This window comes from Streptomyces sp. NPDC050528 (genome assembly GCF_044457795.1).
GTDB lineage: Bacteria > Actinomycetota > Actinomycetes > Streptomycetales > Streptomycetaceae > Streptomyces.
The window spans coordinates 490,718-512,967 of the sequence record NZ_JBITHH010000005.1; the positions used below are offsets into that span (position 1 = coordinate 490,718).

A 22,250-nucleotide genomic window follows, 5' to 3' on the forward strand; every position below is an offset into this window, starting at 1 on the left:
GCGCACTCTTGACCGGACCACCGCCACGAAAATATCTTTCAAAGGTGACCCAGGACGTGAAGGAAATTTTCGGAAGCGCCTCCGGGAGTACGCCACCCGCCGCACTGGCCGCCAAGGTGCGCACCCTCGCCCCCTCCATGACCCGCTCCATGCAGCGCGTCGCCGAGACCGTCGCCGCCGATCCGGCGGGCTGCGCGGCCCTCACGGTCACCGGCCTCGCCGAACTCACCGGCACCAGCGAGGCCACGGTCGTCCGTACCGCCCGCATCCTCGGCTACCCCGGCTACCGCGACCTGCGCCTCGCCCTCGCCGGGCTCGCCGCGCAGCAGCAGTCCGGCCGCGCGCCCGCCCTCACCACCGACATCGCCGTCGACGACCCCATCGCCGACGTCGTCGCGAAACTCGCCTACGACGAGCAGCAGACCCTGGCGGACACGGCGGCCGGTCTCGACACCGTCCAGCTCGGCGCGGCCGTCACCGCGCTCGCGTCCGCCCGCCGTACCGACATATACGGCGTCGGCGCGTCCGGCCTCGTCGCCCAGGACCTGACCCAGAAGCTGCTCCGCATAGGCCTCATAGCCCACGCCCACAGCGACCCGCACCTCGCCGTCACCAACGCCGTGCAGCTGAAGGCGGGGGATGTGGCGATAGCGATCACGCACTCCGGCTCCACCGGCGATGTCATCGAGCCGTTGCGGGTGGCCTTTGAGCATGGGGCTACGACCGTTGCGATCACCGGGCGGCCCGACGGGGCGGTGACGCAGTACGCCGATCACATCCTCACGACGTCCACCGCTCGGGAGAGCGAGCTGCGGCCGGCCGCGATGTCGTCCCGGACCAGTCAGTTGCTGGTGGTGGACTGTTTGTTCATCGGGGTGGCGCAACGGACGTATGAGCAGGCTGCGCCCGCGTTGTCGGCGTCTTATGAGGCGCTGGCGCACAGGCATAGGCGCTGACGGTTCGTGGTTGTCTGCGGGCCCGGTGGGGGCTGAGCGCGCCCACGCGGCGGAGCCGCAGACAGACGCAGCCCCGCGCCCCTAAAAACACCAGCGGACCCAGGCTTTTAGGGGCGCGGGGAACTGCGCGACCAGCCCCCACCGGCCCGCGGTCAAAGAACAAACGGAAAGAGCCGCTTCTCAAATGACCTCAACGTCCAACCCCCGTGACCTCCGCACCGAGTTGGAGTCACTCACCACAGAAGCCTTCCGCCCAGAACTCGCCGGCATCGACCAACTCCCCACCCCCGACATCGCCCGCCTCATGAACACCGAGGACGCCACGGTCGCCGCAGCGGTAGCCCACCGCCTCCCCGAAATCTCCGCCGCGATCGACGCCGTAGCCGACCGGATGGGACGCGGCGGAAGGCTCATCTACATGGGCGCGGGAACCGCCGGACGGCTGGGCGTACTGGACGCATCCGAATGCCCACCGACCTTCAACACGGACCCGACCCAGGTAGTCGGCCTGATCGCCGGCGGCCCGGACGCCCTCGTCACGTCGATCGAAGGCGCCGAAGACTCAAGGGAGTTGGCGGAAGCGGACCTCGACGCGCTCGCGCTCACCGCCAACGACACAGTGGTCGGCATCTCCGCCTCCGGCCGCACCCCCTACGCGATCGCAGCCGTAGAACACGCCCGCAGCAAGGGCGCCTTGACCATCGGCCTGTCCTGCAACGAGCACAGCGCCCTCGCCGCCGCGGCAGCGCACGGCATCGAAGTCGTCGTAGGCCCCGAACTCCTCACCGGATCAACGAGGTTGAAGGCGGGCACGGCACAGAAGCTGGTGCTCAACATGCTGTCGACGATCACGATGATCCGGCTGGGGAAGACGTACGGAAACCTCATGGTCGACGTACGCGCGTCGAACGAGAAGCTGCGCGCCCGTTCCCGGCGCATCGTCGCGCTGGCGACCGGCGCGGACGACAAGGAGATCGAACGCGCCCTCGCCGCCACCGACGGCGAGGTGAAGAACGCGATCCTCGTGATCCTCGCCGGGGTCGACGGCCCGACGGCCGCCCGCCTTCTGGAGGAGTCCGGCGGCCGACTGCGCGCGGCGCTGACCGCGGCGGCCGACTGACCAGCACGCTCGGAGGGTGAACACCTCGCCCTCGCCCACCGCCACCGCCGCCGCCCTCCTCCCCCTCGTCGGCGGCCCCGCGAACGTCACCTCCGTCGCCCACTGCATGACCCGCCTCCGGCTCGGCCTGGCCGACCGTTCGCTGGTGGACGAGGAGGCGCTGCGGGCGCTGCCCGGCGTGCTCGGGGTGGTGGACGACGACACGTATCAGATCGTGCTGGGGCCGGGGGTGGTGGCCAAAGTGACCCCGGAATTCGAGAAGTTGGTGGGCAGCGCTGGCGAACTGGCCGCTCGCGGGGCCGAGTTGAAGGAAGCACAGCGCACCCGCAACTCCACCCCCGGCAAGCTCCTCCTCCGCCGCATCGCCAACATCTTCGTCCCCCTCATCCCCGCCCTCATCGGCTGCGGAGTCCTGGCAGGCCTCAACGGGCTGCTGATCACCATGGGTTGGCTCCCGGGACTCACGGGCACCCTCGCCGTCATCCCCTCCGCGTTTCTCACCCTCATCGCGGTCTTCGTCGGTTACAACACGGCACAGGAGTTCGGTGGGACACCGGTGCTGGGCGGAGCGGTGGCGGCGGTCGTGGTGTATCCCGGGGTCGCCAAAGTGACCGCCTTCGGGATCGCCCTCTCCCCCGGCCAGGGCGGCGTGCTCGGCGCACTCGCCGCCGCGGTCCTCGGCACGTACGTCGAAAAGTGGTGCCGCACCTGGGTCCCCGCGACCCTCGACGTCCTGCTCACCCCCACCCTGACCGTCCTGATCGCAGGCCTCGCGACGCTCTACGGCCTCATGTACGCGGCCGGCGAGATCTCCACCGCGATCGGCACCGCCGCGAACTGGCTCCTCTCCACCACCGGCCCCTTCGCGGGCCTGATCCTCGGCGGCCTCTTCCTCCCCCTGGTGATGCTCGGCCTGCACCAGGCCCTCATCCCCATCCACACCACCCTCATCGAACAGCAGGGCTACACCGTCCTGTTGCCCATCCTGGCGATGGCGGGCGCGGGCCAGGTCGGCGCGGCCGTCGCCGTCTACTTCCGCCTGCGCCACGACACTTCGATCCGCACGACCATCAAGTCGGCGCTCCCCGCAGGGTTGTTGGGGGTCGGCGAACCGCTCATCTACGGCGTCTCGCTCCCCCTCGGCCGACCGTTCCTGACCGCCTGTGCGGGCGGGGCGGCGGGCGGGGCGTTCGTCGGGTTCTTCGCGATGCTGGGCGACAAGGTGGGGGCGACGGCGATCGGGCCGTCGGGGTGGGCGCTGTTCCCGTTGCTGGCGGGGAACCGCTCCCTGCTCCTGACCGCGGCGATCTACGCGGGAGGCCTGCTCACCGGTTACCTGGTCGGCTTCCTGGCGACCTACGCCTTCGGCTTCCCCCACCGGGACCGGGACCAAGTCGCCCGGGACAGAGGTGAGTTGGTCACCGATGCATCGCGCGGCTGATGACCTCCTTCATGATCTCGGACGTCCCGCCGCAGATCCGCTGGACCCGCGCGTCGGCGTACCGGCGGCAGATCGGCGACTCCCACAGATAGCCGGAGCCGCCGAACATCTGCATGCAGTCATCGACCACCTGGCCCTGCAACTCCGTGGCGACGAGCTTCGCCTCGGCCGCCTGGTCGGCGGTGAGGGCGCCCTGGTTGTGGGCGAGGACGCAGGCGTCGACGAAGGCCTGCGCGGAACTGACCCGGGCCGCCCAACACATCGGCGTCCGGGACATGGACGTCGTCGAAGAACAACTCGGCGGTGTCCCAGGTCCGCAGCCCGAGCTTGTCGAGCTTGGGGCCCCGGGTGAAGCCGGGCGCGTCGGCGGCCACCAGGAACAGCCCGATCGCATGCCCCTCTCCGGTGCGAGCGGCGACGATGACGAGGTCGGCGTTGAGGCCACTGGAGATGAACGTCTTGGCCCGTTGAGCAGCCACCCGTCCCCGCCCGGGGAGCGCACCGCGTGCGTACGAAGGGCGGCCACGTCCGAACCGGTCCCGGGCTCGGTGATCGCGATGGCGACCAGCGCCTCGCCGGAGACCGCGCGGGTGAGATGCCGGATCTTCTGGTCCTCGGTGCCGAAAGCGGCCAGGTAGGGGGTGACGACGCCCGAGTGCAACGGCACCGCGAACCCCGACTCCCCCGCGTCCGCCAGCTCCTCGATCGCGATCTGCTCGTACCGCAGATCGGCCAGCCCCAGACCGCCGTAGGCGGGATCGGCCCACGGGCAGAGCAGGTTCCGCGCCCGCGAGCCGCCAGACGTCCTTTCCTACGATCCCCTCGCGCGCCCAGACCTCCGTGTCCCGTACGATCGGCGGCCATGTCCGCACCTCTGGAGAGCGAGGCGTACGGCGCGCCCACCCGCTCGGTCGCCATCCACCACGTACGGGCCGCCCTGCGCGGAGCCCGGCGGCACGGCGTGGACATCGCCTCGCTCCTCGAAGTGGCGTCCATTCCAACGGAGTTGCTCGACGTCCCGCTCGCCCGGGTCTCGCCGCAGCAGTTCGCCCGGCTCACCCAGGCCGTCTGGCAGGCCCTCGACGACGAGTTGCAGGGCCTCGGGCCGCACCCCCTCAAGGTGGGCACCTTCGCGATGATGTGTCACGCGGTGGTGCACTGCAGCCCCGACCTCCGCACCGCGATCAACCGCAGCAGCACCTTCTACGGCCTCTTCCCCGGCGGTTCCCGCTTCCAACTGGAGGAGGGGGCAGGCGAATTGGGCAGTAGGCGGCGGCGCTCGTCTTCGACCTCTCCGGCTTCGACGACCTCGACCACTACCTCGCCGAGTCCGCCACCGTCGTCGCCCACCGTTTCGCGGGCCGGCTGATCCGGCGCCGGATCGCCCTCACCCGGGTCGAGTTCAGCCACCCGGCCCCACCCCACGCGCTACAGGTCCTGATGGAGTCGCCGTTCGAGGTGCCGGCCGAGCCGTGGCGGGAGCTGGCGCCCGCGCTCACCGGCGGATGAGCGGCGTATCAGCAGTATTGTCGGGCCCGCGGCGGCGGAGGCCCGACGGCAAGGGAACCGGTCGGCCTACTTCTTGGCCTGGCCCCCCGGATGGCCGGAGACCGCGGCGATCCACGTGACGAAGTCGCCCGGGTCCTCGTCCGCGCCGTGCCCGGCGTCCCAGTAGTACGAGGTGTCGACGTCGTCGCCGAGGTTCGTCAGGCGGGCCCCGAGGTTGCTCGCGACGGTGAGGGCGGTGTCGCTGTCCTTCGTGCCGAGGCGGATCCACCAGTGCTTGGAGCGGCGGCCGTTGACGTTGTCGGCGAGGAAGAACATCGGGTTCATCAGGTGCAGCTTCTCGGGGATGTCGGCGTCGAGGCGGGCGCTCGGGCCCTCCTCGTGCCGGAGGCTGTAGAGCGTGAAGTGCCGGTTGGCCACGGTCCCCGCGCCGAACTCGTTGTTCTCACCGGCGGACAGGTCGAACGCGTCGAACGCCGGGGCGTCCTTCTTGCGCGCGCCGACGTGGACCAGGAAGTCGGCCCAGGTGAAGGTGGCCTTGCTCCCGTCCCAGGTGATGAAGGTGTTCGCGGCGAGATACGTCGTACGGTCGGCGTCGGACAGGGCCGCGAGGTACTTCGTGGCGGACGGTTCCAGGTGCGTCCTCACCAGGTACGCGTCGAGGTTGCGGTCGGTCAGCGGACCGAAGTCGCGGGCCGAGAGCCGCAGCGACGCGAGGTAGGAGCCGTAGGCGGTACTGAGGTCCTTCGACACCGTCCGGTCGACGAGCGAGCCCGAACTCAGCGCGTTGGCGCCCCAGTTCCACTCGTACGCCATGTCGGCGTGCTCCAGGTCGGTGATCGGGCACCAGGCACCGGTGGCGTGGATCGCGTCGGAGGCGTCGGCCGCACCGAGGGCCGCGAGGTAGGGGCCGTAGACCGGACTGTCGCCGGACGCGCCGAGGAGGGCGGACAGCGCGCCACCCGCACTGGTGCCCGCGGAGACGATGCGTTCGACGTTGCCGGGGATACGGCCCTTGTTGAACTTCACATACCGTACGGCGGCCTTGAGGTCGACGATGGCGGCGGGAGCGGTGCCGTACAGCACCCCGTCGGCGTCGACCAGGGACCGGCCGCGTGCGCCCGGTTCGACGACCACGAAGCCTGCGGCGAGGGCGAGTTGCTGCCGGCCTGCGGGGGTCGCGTCGACGGCGGGCGGCGGGCCGCCGGGGCCGCCCGGCCCTCCGCCCATCCCGCTGCCGATGCCGGTGGCGTCCGCCACGGAGGACGGCATGTAGCCGCCGATGGAGTTGGCGAACAGGATCGGGGCGTCGGTCGTGTCCACGGCCGTACCGTCGATGGTGACCGGGACGCTGACGTTGAGGGACTGGTAGGTCGCGTCGACCGGGTTCGCCACGTAGGAGGCGACCTTGTAGAAGTGGTAGACGACGGTGTGCGTGGTGCCGGCCGTGTCGGTGATGTCGATGGTCAACTCGGTGTAGGCCGTGGGGTCGAAGACGAGCGAATCGGCCGCGGCGGCAACGGAGTTGGGGGTGGCGGCGCGCGCGGTGCCGGTTCCGGTTAACCCGACCGCGGGTATCGCGGCGGCGGCCGCACCGATCCCCATGACGACTGTTCTGCGTTTCACTGCGGTCTCCTGTCGTGGTGCGTTCGGTGTGCCGTGGCGTGTGTTCGCGGCTCGTTCGGACAGCAGACGGCAGTGCAGCAACCGTTCCTGAAGGGTTCCTGTGAGTCCCCGGTGACAGTGCGGCGAACCGGCCAACCGGCCGACCTGTACATCGCCTCTGCAAACCCCGTCAATCGCCCGCAAAACCGTCCGCAACTTTGGCGTGTTCATGTCCGTTCCGTTGAGCGGAACAGCGCACGACAACCGCTTACCGGGGCCACAAGGCTTCCCGGCACGCACGGGAAACCGGAATCACCACGCACGAGGGACGGAGAAGAACCATGTCCACACGACGCAGACTGGCCGCGCTCGTCACCGCGATGCTGGCAGTACTGGCCCTGGCCTGGGCGGGCGGATCACCCGCACAGGCCGTGGGCTTCACCCCGATCAACATCTGGAACTCCACTCACTGTCTCGACAACGCCACCGAGAACGCCGCCAAGATCCAGATGTATTCGTGCAGCGGCAACATCCAGCAGAAGTGGCTCGAAGGTTTCAGCACCCAGTCCGACCTGGTCACCTTCACCAACCAGAACACGGGCCTGTGCATCACCGCGCCCTCCTCCGGGCCGGGCACGGTCATCATGGGATTCTGCAACGCGGCCGCGACCAACCAGCAGTGGCGCGTCTTCTTCGCGGACAACCCCCTTGGCCCGCCCTCGGGTTGGTACGACGTCTGGCAGAACGCGTCGAGCGGGTACTGCATGACCACGCCCAGCGTCGCCAACGGCACCACCATCCAGACCACGTCCTGCGACCCCACCGACCTGTACGACCGCTGGCATCTGCAGTAACCGACAGAGCCTCGGGGTCCGGCTCCTGACCAACGGGGGCCGGCCCTCCCTCACCGGCCGGGGCGCCCCCGCCACACCAGCGTGTACCGCCAGAACAACCGCCGCCGCGTCCGCACACCCGGCAGGACACGCATGGTTTCCCGGCGCACCTCCGCGAAGGTCAGCTCCGGCGCCCGGGTGACGGCGGTCATGGACACCGGGCGGGACTCGGCTCTACGGCCCCGGTTCTTGAGCAGGCCCATGGCGAGGTTCAGGGGGATCGAGAGGGCGGCGAGGAGATGGTCGACGAAGCCGGCCTCGCGGGCGCAGCCGACGACCACGAGGGTTCCGCCCGGGGCGAGTTGGGTGCGGAAGCGGGTGAGCGTCTCGGTGAGCGGGAGGTGGTGGAGGGCGGCGACGCAGGTGATGACGTCGTAGGGGCCGGCGGGGATTCCGGCCCGGGCGTCGGCGACGGCGAAGGCCGCGGGGACGCCGGGTGGGGTCAACTCCCTTGCCCTGGCGATGATTTCGGGATCGGAGTCGACCCCCTCCACACCACCCGCGCTCCTCGCGGCCAGCAGCCGCACCAGGTCACCGCTCCCACAACCCACGTCCAGGGCTCGCCCGAACCCGCGGGGCAACTGCCGTAGCAGCCAAGGGTGGTAGTGGGCGTTGTGGCTCCAGGGGTGGGCGGAGTTGAAGGCCTCCAGGGCGCGGAGGACTCGGGACGGGATCACGGCCATGGGCCCAGTCGACCACGGCCGGCGAGCTCGGGGCGGGTGAGCTCGGGCAGGTGAGCTCGGGGCAGGCGCGCCTCACGGTTCGGCCGGTTGAACGAGCCGTGCGAGAGGTGAGCCCCTTCTCCCCCGCTGCTGAGTACCGGTACTCATGTCCGGACGCGCCCCCCGGTCCACCGTTGTCATCACCGACCCGGTCCGACCGACGCGAAGGACGACTCCTCGATGCCGCAGACCTCCCGCCCGCGCCGACTCCTCGCCCTCGCCACGGACAACTGGCCGGCGCGGACCTACCTGACCGTCGTGGGCGTCTCCGTCGCGGCGATGTTCGTCGCCCCGGAAAGCCCCGTCGCCGCAGGCCCGTTGGTCCTCACGGCGCCGCTCTCCCTCCTGAGCGTGGTCCTGCCCTTCGGCCCCGGCACCGAGGGGCCGCTCCAGGCGCTGGCGTTCGGCTCGTGGACGGTATGGCTCCTGCTCTGCGCCCTCGTGAACGCCGCCGTACTCGGCGCCCTCGCGAAGAGATCCACGCCGACGACCACCACGGCACCTCCCACCCGCGCCGGCGCCCGCCCCTACGCCCGCACCCGCGCCCGCCTGCGCACCCTGCTCGCCCCCGCCGTGGACAACTGGCCCGCGCGGGCCTACCTCGCCGTGGTCGCGACCTCGCTGGTGTTCTTCCTCTGCGCCGACCACGTCCTGACGGACCCGGCATTCGCCGCGATCTGGCCGCTGATGGCCACGGCACCGGCCGGCTTCCTCGCCTTCCTCCTGCCGACGTCGAACCCGCTGGCCTTCGCCGCCGCCACGGCCCTGTGCGGGCTGGCCAACGCCGTCCTGCTCGGCCACCTCGCCCACCGGCTCCGGGCACCGGAGGCACACCCGGCCACCTGACCCCCACCAGGACCACCGGACCGCGGCGCGCTCGACTATGGTCGAAAGAACCATGAACCACGCCCAGCAGACCGCCCTAGGCCGCGCCCTCCGTCTCCTCGGCGAGCACGGCGAGGCGCTCACGTCCGACACCCCCGACGGCAAGCTCCACGAGGTCAAGGCCGATCTCAAGCGCGCCCTGGACCTGCTGGACGACAGCGTCAGCGGCGCCGCGCCGACCACCCGTTGCCCGGAGCACCCGAACGGCCCGGTCGACGAGAGCGCCCCCGACCTCTGCCTCCTCTGCGAGACCCGCCGCCGGTCGGCCCGCCGCTCCGAGTTCAACGGCCCGGCCGCCCCCCGGCCCACCGACACCACACCCTCCCGCTACGGCGTCCGCGAGGACCGCCCGCAGGCCCAGCAGCGCTGGCTCCCCGAACTGTGGAACGGCCAGGCCTGGCAGCTCTGCGGCACCCCGCGCCGCGACCGCCACGAGGCCGAGCTGTACATCAACGCCGCGCGCCGGGGCTCCCGTCCGGCGATGGCGTACCGCCTCGTCCACGAGTTCACGGACTACGAGGTGCTGCGGGTGTGGGGCACGCCGGTGCACGTGGACATCGAGCCGCTGGGGAACCTCTGACGTGGGCCCGTTGGCTTGGAGTGCCGATGTGGTGAGCGGGCTCAGGTGGTGGCAGCGGGCGGTGCTGGCCGTGTGCCTGTGCGCGCTCGCGCTGCCGTTGTGGTTCGCCGCGCGGAACGTCCACCGGTTCGTCGACGGCGACTGGACGATCACGGAAGGGTACGTCCACTGCGAGTCGAACGACCGGTGCACGGGCGCCTGGGGCCTGCCCGGCGGACAGCGCGGGCGCGGGGAGATAGCGGGTCTGGGCTTCGAGTACGCCGAGGAACAGGTGACGGGCATACGGCTCTACGCCGGCCGGGACTGGGCCGTGACCGACCGCTCCGACCTGGCCTTCCACGCGGCCGGTGAGTTCGCGGGCGCGGTGCTCGGCGCGGCCCTGATCGTCTCGGTCGCGTGGTTCAAGTCCCGCTAGCCGTCGGCCTGTTCCCGCTCCCGTTCTCTTTCTACGACCAACCGGGTCTGCTCCGCGTCCAGTTGGTACACGGTCTCGTGCGCCCGAGGATCCCTCGCGTGGAAGGTGTGGAACAACGGCCCGCTCTCTCCGCCCAGTTCGACCCGCGAGGCGGAAGCCCCCCGCACCGCCCGCTCCGTACCGGGCGCGGTGGTCAGGTCGATCCGGTTGACGACACCGGGCGTGACCCACACCGGCGTCGCCTCCAGAAAGCCGAAGAGCTGGACGTGGAAGTGCCCGGTGAGGACGACCCGTACGTCACTCCCCCGGATCGCGTCCGCCAGCTCCCCGGGATTCCGCAGCCCGAAGGCCTGTTGGGTCGGTACGTCGAGGGCGATCGGCGGATGATGGAAGGCGAGGACGGTCCCGTTCCCGAACGGCGTGCTCAACTCCTCCTTCAGCCAGTCCAGTTGGGCCCCGCTCAGCCGCCCGTACACCTTCCCCGGCACCAGCGAGTCGAGCGTGATGAACCGGTACCCGCCCACGTCACTCACGGCCGCGCACCCGAACTCCGCGGGAAACACGGCGGACACGACCCGATCCGTGCCGTCGGCGGCCAGGTGCCCGCTCCCGAGCACCTTCCCGAACGCCTCCCGCTCGTCATGGTTCCCGGTCGTATAGAAAACCGGCACCCCACCCACCGACCGCGCGAACCCACCCACCAACTCCCGCACGGCCGCGTACGCCTCCACCGCCCCGTCATTGGCGAGATCCCCGGTGACGACGATCGCGTCCACCCCACGCTGATGCCGCAACTCGGCAAGCATCAGCCGCAGGGAGTCCGTCGCGCTGAACCCGTGCCGGTTGGGGGCGTCGGTGCGCTCCAGGTGGGCGTCGGACAGGTGCAGGATCCTCATGTGCGCGAACGCTAGCCGGAGTTGGGGTCGGCGGACAGGGGACAGGGCTCGAGACCCCGGCCCACAACTCGAAACACAGGCCGACGCCATCCGGCCCGCCCGTCAATTTCCAGCGCAGGCCGGTACCAGCCCGCCCGTCACCTTCCAGCGCAGGCCGGCAAAATTCAGCCCGTCCGGCGTTTGAGGACGAGGCCCCTTCAGGGCCGATGGGGGTCTGGGGGCGCAGCCCCCAGGGACGGTCACCCCCACCGACCCGCACCCAAAGGTCAGCTCAGCGAGCGCAGCGCCGCCGCGTCATAAGGAGCCAGCTCCTCCACCCGCCCGGCAAGCACCTTCGCCGCCCACTCCGGGTCCTGGAGCAGCGCCCGCCCCACAGCCACCATGTCGAACTCGTCCCGCTCCAGGCTGTCGAGGAGGTCGTCGATGCCCTTGACCGGCGCGCCCTCACCCCGGAACCCCTTGAGGAAGTCGCCGTCGAGGCCGACCGAGCCGACCGTGATGGTCTGCTTGCCGGTGAGCTTCTTGGTCCAGCCGGCGAGGTTGAGGTCGGAGCCGGTCTCCTCGAACTCGGGGAGCCAGTAACGCCGGGTGGACGCGTGGAAGACGTCAACTCCCGCCGCCGCGAGCGGGGTCAGGATCGACTCCAGCTCCTCCGGGGTCTCGGCGAGACGGGCGCCGTAGACGTCCTGCTTCCACTGCGAGTAACGGAAGATGATCGGGAACTCGGGGGACACGGTCTCGCGGACCGCCGCCACGATCTCCGCCGCGAACTTCGTACGGGCGACCGCGTCACCGCCGTAGGAGTCCGTACGGCGGTTGGTGCCCGCGTACAGGAACTGGTCGAGGAGGTAGCCGTGCGCGCCGTGGAGTTCGACGCCGTCGAAGCCGATCCGCTCGGCCGCGGCCGCCGCCTCGGCGAACGCGCCGATGACGTCGTCCAGGTCCCGCTGCGTCATCGCCTTGCCGGTGACCTCGTCGCTGCCGATGCGCAGCCCGGACGGGCCGACCGCGGGGGCGTCCGCGTACGGCGGCTGGCCCTGCTCGCGGACCATGCCGATGTGCCACAGCTGCGGCACGATCGTCCCGCCCGCCGCGTGCACGCCCTCGGCGACCTTCGCCCAGCCCGCGAGCTGCTCCGCGCCGTGGAAGCGCGGGATGTCGTCACTCTGCCCGGCCGACTCATGACCGACGTAGGTCCCCTCGGTGACGATGAGACCGACACCTGCGGCGGCCCGGCGGGCGTAGTACGACACCACGTCCTCACCGGGGATGCCACCCGGCGAGAACTGCCGGGTCATCGGCGCCATGACGATCCGGTTCGGGACGGTCAGGCCGTTGAGGGTGATCGGGCGGGCGAGGACTTCGGCCGCTCGGGATGCGGGGGCGGTCGTAGACACGTGTGGGGGCTCCTCGGGTACCGGACGGTATGTGCGTATGCATCGATCATGCGTCAACAACAACCACCCGGCCAAGCCCCTCATTCCGACCGCCCGGCACCTCGGCCTGTGATCCCGGACACGCAGACCCCGGAAACGCCCGAGGGCGGCACCCCCTGCCGGAACAGGAAGTGCCGCCCTCGGTAAGACCGTTGATCAACCAGAGGTCGATCAGAAGTCCATGTCACCGCCCGGCATGCCGCCACCGGCGCCCGCGCCGGCACCGGCCTTCTCGGGCTTGTCGGCGATGACGGCCTCGGTGGTGAGGAAGAGCGCGGCGATGGACGCGGCGTTCTGCAGGGCAGAGCGCGTGACCTTCGCCGGGTCGATGATGCCCTCGGCGATCATGTCCACGTACTCACCGGACGCGGCGTTGAGGCCGTGACCGATGGGCAGGTTGCGGACCTTCTCGACGACGACTCCGCCTTCGAGACCACCGTTGACGGCGATCTGCTTCAGCGGGGCCTCCAGGGCCAGCTTCACGATCGCGGCACCCGTGGCCTCGTCACCTTCGAGCTCGAGCTTCTCGAAGACGTGGCCCGCCTGGATGAGCGCGACGCCGCCACCGGCGACGATGCCCTCCTCGACGGCCGCCTTCGCGTTGCGAACGGCGTCCTCGATGCGGTGCTTGCGCTCCTTGAGCTCGACCTCGGTGGCCGCGCCCGCCTTGATGACGGCGACGCCGCCGGCGAGCTTGGCGAGGCGCTCCTGGAGCTTCTCGCGGTCGTAGTCCGAGTCGCTGTTCTCGATCTCGGCGCGGATCTGGTTGACGCGACCGGCAACCTGGTCCGCCGAGCCCGAGCCGTCGACGATCGTCGTCTCGTCCTTGGTGATGACGACCTTGCGGGCGCGGCCGAGGAGATCCACGGTCGCGTTCTCCAGCTTGAGGCCGACCTCCTCGGAGATGACCTCGCCGCCCGTGAGGATGGCGATGTCGCCGAGCATGGCCTTGCGACGGTCACCGAAGCCCGGAGCCTTGACGGCGACGGACTTGAAGGTGCCGCGGATCTTGTTGACGACCAGCGTGGACAGGGCCTCGCCCTCGACGTCCTCGGCGATGATCAGCAGCGGCTTGCCCGACTGCATGACCTTCTCCAGGAGCGGGAGCAGGTCCTTGACGTTGGCGATCTTCGAGTTGGCGATCAGGATGTACGGGTCGTCGAGGACGGCCTCCATACGCTCCATGTCGGTGGCGAAGTACGCCGAGATGTAGCCCTTGTCGAAGCGCATACCCTCGGTGAGCTCCAGCTCCAGACCGAAGGTCTGGGACTCCTCGACGGTGATGACGCCTTCCTTGCCGACCTTGTCCATCGCCTCGGCGATGAGCTCGCCGATCTGGGTGTCGGCGGCGGAGATGGAGGCCGTAGAAGCGATCTGCTCCTTGGTCTCCACGTCCTTGGCCTGCTCAAGGAGGGCACCGGAGACGGCCTCGACGGCCTTCTCGATACCGCGCTTGAGGGCCATCGGGTTGGCGCCCGCGGCTACGTTGCGCAGGCCTTCCTTGACAAGGGCCTGGGCGAGCACGGTCGCGGTGGTCGTACCGTCGCCGGCGACGTCGTCCGTCTTCTTGGCGACTTCCTTGACCAGCTCGGCGCCGATCTTCTCGTACGGGTCCTCCAGCTCGATCTCCTTGGCGATGGAGACACCATCGTTGGTGATCGTGGGGGCGCCCCACTTCTTCTCAAGGACGACGTTGCGGCCCTTGGGGCCGAGGGTGACCTTGACGGCGTCGGCGAGCTGGTTCATGCCGCGCTCAAGGCCTCGCCGCGCCTCCTCGTCGAACGCGATGATCTTGGCCATGTGAAGTGGTCCTCCCGGACTGGGGTGGATTGCTCCGGACCGCGCTGGCGCCCGCGACGGACGGCTCGCCTGCCCCGTGGCTCCTTGCGCCACCTGGCCTGCGGGCCTCACCGACCCGATCCTTCGTTATCACTCTCACCTTCAGAGTGCTAACGCCAATGATTAGCACTCGGCATGGTCGAGTGCAAGCGGCTCCCAGGTTCTGGCACCCACCCCGGCCCTCTTGACGGCCCCCACCCCGGCCGCCGCTCCGGGCATGCCGAAGGGCCCGTACCCCAGGAGGTGACCCCCCAGGAGTACGAGCCCTTCGGTGAGGAACGAAGAACGTCGCTGCTGTTCGTCGGCGCGTGCTTCAGCCGGTCGCGAGCCGGACCATGTCCGCCTGCGGCCCCTTCTGACCCTGCGAGATCTCGAAATCGACCCGCTGACCCTCTTCCAGGGTGCGGTAGCCGTCCATCTGAATCGCGCTGTAGTGGACGAAAACATCCGCACCACCGTCGACCGCGATGAAGCCGTACCCCTTCTCCGCGTTGAACCATTTGACGGTGCCCTGAGCCATGCCTAACTCCCCTATTACTGGCCCTTGCACGGACCCGCACTTCGCGGATCCGGGTCAGACCTCACCCCCCACAGGATTGGGGGCGTGCGCCGGAACGCGTCGACCGCGGCCGAATGTATCCGTCCAACTGCCGTCTGCAACAGGTCAATCCGACGAGAATTCCGGGCAGGACCGGTCGGGAATATACGGAGAATTCGTCCGACTTCAGGGCAAGTCGGGCCCCATAAAGGGAACATAACGCGCAAAAGGAATGCACACTTTGGCTGCTTCTCATCGCACGCGGAGCCGGTACTCATATGCGTCCGGCATGCGGAGTGGAGCGCGTTCCCCAACTGTACCCCGCTCAACCATGCAGAATTGCCCCCTCCGCTTCTCTCACGGAGGGGGCAATTCGATGAACTCTTGGTAATCGGCGTTACCGAGGGTAATTATCAGCCGCCGGCGACGGCCGGAATGATCGACACCCCGGCCCCGTCCGGAGTGGCCGTCTCCAGCCCCTGCTCGAACCGCACGTCGTCATCGTTCACGTACACGTTGACGAACCGCCGCAGCTTGCCCTGATCGTCCAGGACGCGGGCGGAGATCCCGGCGTGGTTCTTCTCAAGGTCGGTGATGACCTCGGCGAGGGTGGCACCTTCGGCGGTAACTTCAGCCTGCCCGCCGGTGTAGGTGCGGAGAATGGTAGGGATGCGGACACTAACGCTCACGATGAAACCTCCGGTCAGATGATTGCCCTAGGGGCGCGGGGAACTGCGCGACCAGCCCCCACGGGCCCGCAGCCAAAAAACGACGCTACGACGCAAGCCCGGCTTCCCTGAACGACTCAAGACTCGGCCGGATCGTCGCGGTGAGCCCGGTACCGGCCACCGCATCCAACGTCTTCAGACCGTCCCCGGTGTTCAGCACGACAGTGACCAGCGTCGGATCCAGCAGCCCGTTCTCGATCAGCTTCTTCGCCACACCAACGGTCACCCCACCCGCGGTCTCCGCAAAGATCCCCTCGGTCCGAGCCAGCAACTTGATCGCGTCAACAACCTGCTCGTCGTTGACGTCCTCGACCGCCCCACCCGTACGCCGGGCAATGTCCAGGACATACGGCCCGTCCGCCGGGTTCCCGATCGCCAGCGACTTCGCGATCGTGTTCGGCTTCTGCGGCCGTACGACGTCATGCCCCGCCTTGTAGGCGACGGAAACCGGCGAACACCCTTCCGCCTGCGCGCCGAAGATCTTGTACGGCTTGTCCTCGACGAGCCCGAGCTTGATCAGCTCCTGCAAGCCCTTGTCGATCTTCGTGAGCTGCGACCCGGAGGCGATGGGCACCACGAGCTGGTCCGGAAGCTTCCACCCCAGCTGCTCGCAGATCTCGTACGCGAGGGTCTTGGAGCCCTCCGCGTAGTACGGCCGGAGGTTGACGTTGACGAACCCCCAGCCCTCGCCCGCCGGGTCGCCGATCAGCTCGGAGCAGAAACGGTTCACGTCGTCGTAGTTGCCCTCGATGCCGACGAGCTCGCCGCCGTAGATCGCGGCCATGACGACCTTGCCCTGCTCCAGGTCGTGCGGGATGAACACGCAGGAGCGGAAGCCGGCCCGCGCGGCGGCGGCGCCGACGGCGCCCGCGAGGTTGCCGGTGGAGGAGCAGGAGAGGGTGGTGAAGTCGAACGCGCGGGCCGCTTCGATGGCCTGCGCCACGACGCGGTCCTTGAAGGAGTGCGTCGGGTTGCCGGAGTCGTCCTTGACGAACAGCTTGCCCGCGTCGACGCCCAGTTCGCGGGCGAGGTTGTCGGCCTGGACGAGCTTGGTCCAGCCGGGGTTGATGTTCGGCTTGTCGGCCACGTCGGCGGGGACGGGCAGCAGGGGCGCGTAACGCCAGATGTTCGCGGGGCCCGCTTCGATGCGCTTGCGGAGCTCTTCGGTGTCGTAGGCCGAGAAGTCGTAGGCGATCTCCAGCGGGCCGAAACACTCCTCGCAGGCGAAGACCGGACCGAGCGGGACGCGGTGGCCGCACTCGCGGCACGAGAGCGCGGCGGCGGGGCCGAGGTCTACGGAGTTGGCGGTGTTCGCGGAGTTCGTGGTGCTTGCGACAGTCTGCGCAGCCATGGAGGGGAGGCCCTTTCTCCTCATCTTCCTCACGACGCATCTCGCCGTGAGACGGATTTGGCACCTTCCCGAGCCGGGAGCCTCACCACGTCAACGTGACAAGACCGGCTGGAGGGTTGCCGGGGCTTCATCGGGCCGTATCCCTCTGCCCCTCTGGATGAGCGGTGTTCAGTTGTGTATGCGGTTGTGTCACTTGCGTGAGCGTTGACGGCCCCCGACATGCGATGGTCATCAGCGTTGTTCAAGACTGTAACCGAAGGCCAGGACAGTTGAGTGAGCCGTCCGAACCGCGAGATGGATCACACACTCTGTGTGATCACCTCTCGCCGAGAGAACGCAGAGGAGCCGCGCAACGTGCTGAAGGAAGTCGAGCACTGGCTGAGCACCCGCTCCTGGTCCATGACCGACCGGCCGCTCCACAAGATCCTGGCCGCGAAGCACCGCACGGGCCAGTCGGTGTCCGTCGTGCTGCCCGCGCTCAACGAGGAAGCGACGGTCGGCGAGATCGTCGCGATCATCCGTCACGACCTCATGCAGCAGGTCCCGCTCGTCGACGAGATCGTCGTCGTCGACTCGGGGTCCACCGACCGCACCTCCGAGGTGGCCGCCGCGGCGGGCGCCCGGGTCGTGCACCGGGACGACATCCTGCCCCGCATCCCCGCCGTGCCCGGCAAGGGCGAGGTGCTGTGGCGCTCGCTGCTGGTGACGAGCGGTGACATCGTCGCGTTCGTCGACGCGGACCTGAAGGAGTTCTCCTCCGACTTCGTCACCGGGATCGTGGGCCCGCTGCTCACCGACCCCGGCGTCGACCTCGTCAAGGCGATGTACGACCGCCCGCTCGGCGGCGCGGCCGGACAGGGCGGCCGGGTCACCGAGCTGATGGCCCGCCCGCTGCTGAACATGCACTGGCCGCAGCTGGCCGGTTTCGTGCAGCCGCTCGGCGGCGAGTACGCGGCCCGCCGCTCGCTGCTGGAGCAGCTCCCCTTCCCGGTCGGCTACGGCGTCGAACTGGGCATGCTGGTCGACGCGTTGCACCTGGTGGGCCTCGACGCCCTCGCCCAGGTCGACGTCGGTGTGCGCAAGCACCGCCACCAGGACGGCCAGGCGCTGGGCCGGATGGCCGCGCAGATCTACCGCACGGCCCAGCTGCGGCTGGCCCGCGGCCACCTGATCCGCCCGTCCCTCACCCAGTTCGAACGGGGTCCGGACGGCTTCGAGCCGCGCACGTACTCCGTGGACACGGAGGAACGCCCGCCGATGGCGGACATCACCGAATATCAGTCACGCAAGGTCGCATAACCGCACAGTTACAGACGCTCACGGACGGTCGTATACGGACTCCTACAGTCCGCCGACGGCCGTCCGTACGTTTGAGCGTTTCCGGCCCGGGCTAGGTTGTGGCGTATGGCTTCCACGGCTTCTACGGCTTCCACGCCCCCTCGCGGTGCTGCTCAGGTGCTCGTCGCGTCCAATCGCGGTCCCGTCTCGTACGAGGTGGGCGACGACGGTTCGCTGCGCGCCAAGCGCGGTGGCGGCGGGCTGGTGTCCGGGCTGTCGGCCATCGGTCCTGACGCCGACGCGCTGTGGGTGTGCTCGGCGCTCTCCGACGGCGACCGCGAGGCGGTGCGGCGCGGGGTCGGCGAGGACGGCGTACGGATGCTCGACATCCCGGCGGACGTGCACACCGACGCGTACAACGGCATCGCCAACTCCGTGCTGTGGTTCGTCCACCACATGCTGTACCAGACCCCGCTGGAGCCGGTCTTCGACGCGGAGTTCCGGCGTCAGTGGGCGTCGTACGAGACGTACAACCGGGCGTTCGCGGAGGCGCTGGCGGAGGAGGCGGCCGAGGGCGCCGTCGCGATCGTGCAGGACTACCACCTGTGCCTCGTGCCCGGGATGCTGCGCGAGCTCCGCCCCGACCTGCGCATCGGGCACTTCTCGCACACGCCGTGGGCGCCGGCGGACTACTTCCGGATGCTGCCGGACGACATCCGCGAGCAACTGCTGACAGGCATGCTCGGCGCGGACCGCCTCGGCTTCCTCACCCACCGCTGGGCGGACGCGTTCACGGCCTGTTGTACGGAGTTCACCGGCGGCCCGGGGGACACGCGGATCGGCGTCCACGGCCTGGGCGCCGACGCCGAGTTCCTGCGCGCCCGCTCGCACGAGCCGGACGTGGAGGAGCGGATCGTGGCGCTCCGGGAGGAGATCGGCGAGGGCCGCAGGACCATCGTCCGCGTCGACCGCACCGAACTCTCCAAGAACATCGTGCGCGGACTCCTGGCGTACCGCCAACTCCTCGACGACCACCCGGAGTTGCTGGAGAAAGTCGTCCATGTGGCCTTCGCCTACCCGTCCCGGCAGGACCTCGCCGTCTACCGCGACTACACGGCCGAGGTGCAACGGGTCGCCGACGGGATCAACTCCCAGTACGGGACGCCCGGTTGGACCCCGGTGGTCCTGCACGTCAAGGACGACTTCGCCCGCTCCCTGGCCGCGTACCGCCTGGCCGACGTAGCCCTGGTGAACCCGATCCGCGACGGCATGAACCTCGTGGCCAAGGAGGTCCCGGTCGTCTCCGACGAGGGCTGCGCGCTGGTCCTGTCCCGGGAGGCGGGCGCCTACGAGGAGTTGGGCGAGGACGCGATCGCGGTCAACCCGTACGACGTGATCGGCACGGCCACCGCCCTCCACGAGGCGTTGACCATGTCGACCGGGGAACGGGCCGAGCGGACGAAGCGACTGACGGCGGCGGCCACGGCCCTCCCCCCGGCCCAGTGGTTCCTGGAGCAGCTCAACGCGCTGCGCGATCAGGCGAGTTGAGCCGCGAGCGCCGACAGCAGTTCTACGACCCCTGCCGCGCCGTCCACCACCAGGTCCGCGCGTTCCCGCAACTCCGTGACCTCGTCGCTGCCGCTGCACACGAGCAGGCCCGGGACGCCGTCCGAGCGGAGTTTCTCGACGGCGGCGAACGCGGGGAGGTCGCCGAGGTCGTCGCCGGCGTAGAGGACGGACTCGGCGCCGGTTTCGCGGAGGTACTCGGTGAGCGCTACGCCCTTGTCCATGCCGGGCGGCCTCAACTCCAGGACCATGCGGCCGGGTTCGACGATCAGGCCGTTGCGGGTGGCGAGGTCGGTGAGGGGGGCGCGGAGGGCCTCGAAGGCGGCCTGGGGGTCGGTCGCCCGGCGGGTGTGGACCGCGAGGGCGCGGCCCTTCTCCTCGATCCAGGTGCCCTGCCAAGCGCCGATCGCGTCCAGGAAGCCGGGGAGTTCGGCGCGGACCGCCGCGACGCCGGGGTGCGGGGCGGGGGCGCTGACCGTGCTGGTCACCGCGTCCCAGCGTTCCGTGCCGTAGTGGCCGAGGACGACCAGGTGCTCCAGGCCGGGGACGCCCGCGAAGCCGCCGTTGCGGACCGCCACGCCGGCCGGGCGGCCGGTGATCACGGCGACGGAGGCGACCTTCGGGGCGAGGGCGGCGAGCGCCGGTACCGCGCCGGGGTGGGCGCGGGCCTGCTCGGGGTCCGGGACGATCGGGGCGAGTGTGCCGTCGAAGTCGAGGCCGATCACCGCGGCGGCCGGTTTGGCGAGGATGGCCTCCAGAGCCTCGCGTCCGGCGCGGGTGACGGGGGTCGGCAGTGGGTGCAGGGAATTGGTGGAATCCTGAGGGCTGCCCATGTCAACGACCCTATCCGGGCGGGGCCGGGACCCACACCTGCCGCTACCGCTCCGTACGCCTGGTTTCGCGGACCCGTCTCAGTCTGTTCACCGTGACCGGGTCGTGGGCCAGCGCCCGCTCGTCGTCCAGCAGGGCGTTGAGCAGCTGGTAGTAGCGCACGGGGGGCAGGCCCAGCTCCTCGCGGATCGCTCGCTCCTTCACACCGGGGCCGGGGAAGCCGCGGCGCTCCAGCGCGAGGATGTCCTGTTCCCTCCGGTTCAGCGCGGGAAGCCGCGAGGGCCGGTCGTCGTCCATGCCCTGAACCGTAACCCCCGCCACTGACAACGCCCCGGACTCTGCCCGGCGGCTCCTACTTCCCGCTCTCCGCCAGCGTCGCCGACGCCTGCAGCTGCCCCAGCACCGACCCGGGGCTGCCGTTCGCGGCCACCGCCTGCCCTATCCGCTGCTTGATGTCCGCGCTGACCGTGGCCCAGGAGGTGTTGCCGACCGGGTAGAGCGTGGACAGCGGGAGCTCCTCCAGGAAGGGCCGTAGATCCTGGTCCTGCTTCGATGCCTGCATCGCCTCGGACGCGGAGTTGGTCACCGGCAGGAGGTCGTACTCGCGGGAGAAGGCGAGGACGTTCTTCTCGCTGTAGACGTAGTCGAGGAAGTCGCCGATCTGCTCGCGGTGGCCGTTCTGCTTGAAGGCGGTCATCCAGTCGGCGACGCCCATCGTGGTCTTGGCCTTGCCGTTGCGGCCGGGCATCGCGACCGTGCCGAACTTGACGCCCTTCTTGGCGGCCTGCTGCATGAGGGTGGGGTGGCCGTTGAGCATGCCGACGTCACCGTTGGCGAAGGCGGCGAACGCGTCCGCGCGGTTGAGCTTGGCGGGCGCGACGGGACCGGTCAGGCCCTTGGCGACCAGGTTGTCGCGCAGCCAGGTGAAGGTGGAGATGTTCGCCGTGGAGTCGAGGGTGTACGTGCCGATGTCGTCGGTGTAGCCACCGCCCCCGCCGAGCAGCCACTGCATCGTCTCGGCCTGCGCCTCCTCGGACCCGAGCGGCAGCGCGAACGGGTACTTCACGCCCCGCTCCTTCAACACCTCGGCATCGGCGGCCAGTTCGCTCCAGTCCTTCGGCGGGGTGATCCCGGCCGCCGTGAAGAGGGTCTTGTTGTAGAAGAGGACGCGCGTAGACGCGGCGAACGGGATGCCGTACTGGATGTGCTTCACCTGCCCCGCGTCCAGCAGCGGCTCCAGGAAATCGGCCTCTACGGGGATGGAGAGCAGGTCGGCGGTGGAGTACAGCTTGCCCGCGGCGGCGTAGTCCGCGTACGCGCCGATCTGCGCCATGTCGGGCGCCTTGCCGGCCGCGACCATCTCCTTGACCTTGCGGTCGACGTCGTTCCAGGAGTAGACGCTGACCTCGACCTTGACGTTCGCGTGCTTCGCCTCGTACGCCTTGACGATTCCGTCCCAGTATTTCTGCGAACTGTTGGACGCGGAGTCGCCGTAGTCGGCGGCGACCAGTCTCAGGGTGACATCACCGGACTCCCCGCCGAGGCCACAGCCACCGAGGACCGCCGTCATGCCCAGTACGGACATCGCCGCGACCATTCCTGTCCTACGCCCCTGCACCGCTGAATCCCCAACCTTTGCTGTCGTGACGTTCGCTCTGCGAACC

At 69.6% G+C, this 22,250-nt stretch carries 22 protein-coding genes, 3 pseudogenes and 1 riboswitch; of the genes and pseudogenes, 11 read left to right on the plus strand and 14 right to left on the minus strand.

Going from position 1 to position 22,250, the window contains the following annotated elements:
• The first annotated feature begins 44 nt into the window (after positions 1-44).
• The 3 genes from ACIBK4_RS20460 to ACIBK4_RS20470 all read left to right on the plus strand — a co-directional run bounded on the left by ACIBK4_RS20460 (position 45) and on the right by ACIBK4_RS20470 (position 3,517).
• Positions 45-956, plus strand: coding sequence for a MurR/RpiR family transcriptional regulator (locus ACIBK4_RS20460; RefSeq protein WP_366433560.1), 912 nt, complete (start codon positions 45-47; stop codon positions 954-956).
• 184 nt (positions 957-1,140) lie between these two features.
• Entirely contained in the window at positions 1,141-2,076 is a 936-nt protein-coding gene (murQ, locus tag ACIBK4_RS20465) for an N-acetylmuramic acid 6-phosphate etherase (RefSeq protein WP_398996158.1), read from the plus strand.
• 16 nt (positions 2,077-2,092) lie between these two features.
• A complete protein-coding gene (locus tag ACIBK4_RS20470) occupies positions 2,093-3,517 on the plus strand; it encodes a PTS transporter subunit EIIC (protein ID WP_398996159.1) in 1,425 nt (474 codons plus the stop codon).
• Here the strand turns inward: ACIBK4_RS20470 and ACIBK4_RS20475 are convergent.
• The 3 genes and pseudogenes from ACIBK4_RS20475 to ACIBK4_RS20485 all read right to left on the minus strand — a co-directional run.
• Entirely contained in the window at positions 3,495-3,794 is a 300-nt protein-coding gene (locus ACIBK4_RS20475; RefSeq protein WP_398996160.1) for an acyl-CoA dehydrogenase family protein, read from the minus strand. The two genes, ACIBK4_RS20470 and ACIBK4_RS20475, sit on opposite strands and share 23 nt — an antisense overlap.
• A 61-nt stretch (positions 3,795-3,855) precedes the next feature.
• Positions 3,856-3,996 (minus strand): annotated as a pseudogene (locus ACIBK4_RS20480) (hypothetical protein); the annotation flags it as partial.
• A 152-nt stretch (positions 3,997-4,148) separates the two neighbouring features.
• Positions 4,149-4,295: pseudogene (locus tag ACIBK4_RS20485) on the minus strand (acyl-CoA dehydrogenase); the annotation flags it as partial.
• A gap of 84 nt (positions 4,296-4,379) precedes the next feature.
• Between ACIBK4_RS20485 and ACIBK4_RS20490 the strand changes: the two are divergent.
• Entirely contained in the window at positions 4,380-4,886 is a 507-nt protein-coding gene (locus ACIBK4_RS20490; RefSeq protein ID WP_398996161.1) for an AraC family transcriptional regulator ligand-binding domain-containing protein, read from the plus strand.
• Positions 4,850-5,026: pseudogene (locus tag ACIBK4_RS20495) on the plus strand (hypothetical protein); the annotation flags it as partial. The gene ACIBK4_RS20490 and the pseudogene ACIBK4_RS20495, both read left to right, overlap by 37 nt.
• A 66-nt stretch (positions 5,027-5,092) precedes the next feature.
• Here the strand turns inward: ACIBK4_RS20495 and ACIBK4_RS20500 are convergent.
• Positions 5,093-6,628, minus strand: a complete 1,536-nt coding sequence (locus ACIBK4_RS20500; protein ID WP_398996448.1) for a subtype B tannase — start codon at positions 6,626-6,628, stop codon at positions 5,093-5,095.
• Positions 6,629-6,969: 341 nt separating this feature from the next.
• On the opposite strand from ACIBK4_RS20500, the gene ACIBK4_RS20505 reads away from it, so the two are divergent.
• A complete protein-coding gene (locus ACIBK4_RS20505; RefSeq protein ID WP_398996162.1) occupies positions 6,970-7,482 on the plus strand; it encodes an RICIN domain-containing protein in 513 nt (170 codons plus the stop codon).
• 50 nt (positions 7,483-7,532) lie between these two features.
• On the opposite strand, the gene ACIBK4_RS20510 is transcribed toward ACIBK4_RS20505, so the two are convergent.
• A complete protein-coding gene (locus ACIBK4_RS20510) occupies positions 7,533-8,204 on the minus strand; it encodes a class I SAM-dependent methyltransferase (RefSeq protein WP_398996163.1) in 672 nt (223 codons plus the stop codon).
• Positions 8,205-8,423: 219 nt separating this feature from the next.
• On the opposite strand from ACIBK4_RS20510, the gene ACIBK4_RS20515 reads away from it, so the two are divergent.
• Genes ACIBK4_RS20515 through ACIBK4_RS20525 form a run of 3 tightly spaced genes read left to right on the plus strand, consistent with a single transcriptional unit; the run spans position 8,424 to position 10,123 of the window.
• The gene (locus ACIBK4_RS20515) at positions 8,424-9,089 is read left to right on the plus strand and encodes an SCO4225 family membrane protein (RefSeq protein ID WP_398996164.1); all 666 of its coding nucleotides are present in this window, start codon (positions 8,424-8,426) and stop codon (positions 9,087-9,089) included.
• Positions 9,090-9,141: 52 nt separating this feature from the next.
• Entirely contained in the window at positions 9,142-9,708 is a 567-nt protein-coding gene (locus ACIBK4_RS20520; RefSeq protein ID WP_366433566.1) for a hypothetical protein, read from the plus strand.
• A 31-nt stretch (positions 9,709-9,739) separates the two neighbouring features.
• The gene (locus tag ACIBK4_RS20525) at positions 9,740-10,123 is read left to right on the plus strand and encodes a hypothetical protein (RefSeq protein ID WP_398996165.1); all 384 of its coding nucleotides are present in this window, start codon (positions 9,740-9,742) and stop codon (positions 10,121-10,123) included.
• Here the strand turns inward: ACIBK4_RS20525 and ACIBK4_RS20530 are convergent.
• The 6 genes from ACIBK4_RS20530 to thrC form a co-directional block, all read right to left on the minus strand.
• Positions 10,120-11,019 carry a metallophosphoesterase family protein gene (locus ACIBK4_RS20530; RefSeq protein WP_398996166.1) on the minus strand — a complete coding sequence of 300 codons (900 nt, stop codon included), beginning with the start codon at positions 11,017-11,019 and terminating at the stop codon, positions 10,120-10,122. The two genes, ACIBK4_RS20525 and ACIBK4_RS20530, sit on opposite strands and share 4 nt — an antisense overlap.
• A gap of 266 nt (positions 11,020-11,285) precedes the next feature.
• A complete protein-coding gene (locus tag ACIBK4_RS20535; protein ID WP_398996167.1) occupies positions 11,286-12,416 on the minus strand; it encodes an NADH:flavin oxidoreductase in 1,131 nt (376 codons plus the stop codon).
• Positions 12,417-12,626: 210 nt separating this feature from the next.
• A complete protein-coding gene (gene groL / locus ACIBK4_RS20540; protein WP_033281228.1) occupies positions 12,627-14,255 on the minus strand; it encodes a chaperonin GroEL in 1,629 nt (542 codons plus the stop codon).
• Between the two features lie 352 nt (positions 14,256-14,607).
• A complete protein-coding gene (locus ACIBK4_RS20545) occupies positions 14,608-14,814 on the minus strand; it encodes a cold-shock protein (RefSeq protein WP_007493268.1) in 207 nt (68 codons plus the stop codon).
• 431 nt (positions 14,815-15,245) lie between these two features.
• Positions 15,246-15,521, minus strand: coding sequence for a MoaD/ThiS family protein (locus ACIBK4_RS20550; protein ID WP_398996168.1), 276 nt, complete (start codon positions 15,519-15,521; stop codon positions 15,246-15,248).
• Between the two features lie 85 nt (positions 15,522-15,606).
• The gene (thrC, locus tag ACIBK4_RS20555; protein WP_398996169.1) at positions 15,607-16,911 is read right to left on the minus strand and encodes a threonine synthase; all 1,305 of its coding nucleotides are present in this window, start codon (positions 16,909-16,911) and stop codon (positions 15,607-15,609) included.
• A 17-nt stretch (positions 16,912-16,928) separates the two neighbouring features.
• A riboswitch (SAM riboswitch) is annotated at positions 16,929-17,075 on the minus strand.
• Positions 17,076-17,265: 190 nt separating this feature from the next.
• On the opposite strand from thrC, the gene ACIBK4_RS20560 reads away from it, so the two are divergent.
• Complete coding sequence (locus ACIBK4_RS20560) at positions 17,266-18,210, plus strand: glucosyl-3-phosphoglycerate synthase (RefSeq protein WP_318017079.1); 945 nt, start codon at positions 17,266-17,268, stop codon at positions 18,208-18,210.
• Between the two features lie 105 nt (positions 18,211-18,315).
• A complete protein-coding gene (locus tag ACIBK4_RS20565; protein ID WP_398996170.1) occupies positions 18,316-19,737 on the plus strand; it encodes a trehalose-6-phosphate synthase in 1,422 nt (473 codons plus the stop codon).
• Here ACIBK4_RS20565 and otsB read toward each other — a convergent pair.
• The 3 genes from otsB to ACIBK4_RS20580 are packed head-to-tail and all read right to left on the minus strand — an operon-like array spanning position 19,725 to position 22,183.
• Positions 19,725-20,588 (minus strand): trehalose-phosphatase, encoded by an 864-nt coding sequence (otsB, locus tag ACIBK4_RS20570; RefSeq protein ID WP_398996171.1) that lies wholly within the window; start codon positions 20,586-20,588, stop codon positions 19,725-19,727. The two genes, ACIBK4_RS20565 and otsB, sit on opposite strands and share 13 nt — an antisense overlap.
• A 43-nt stretch (positions 20,589-20,631) precedes the next feature.
• Entirely contained in the window at positions 20,632-20,883 is a 252-nt protein-coding gene (locus tag ACIBK4_RS20575; RefSeq protein ID WP_398996172.1) for a DUF3263 domain-containing protein, read from the minus strand.
• A gap of 55 nt (positions 20,884-20,938) precedes the next feature.
• Positions 20,939-22,183 carry an extracellular solute-binding protein gene (locus ACIBK4_RS20580; RefSeq protein ID WP_398996173.1) on the minus strand — a complete coding sequence of 415 codons (1,245 nt, stop codon included), beginning with the start codon at positions 22,181-22,183 and terminating at the stop codon, positions 20,939-20,941.
• Between the last annotated feature and the right edge of the window lie 67 nt (positions 22,184-22,250).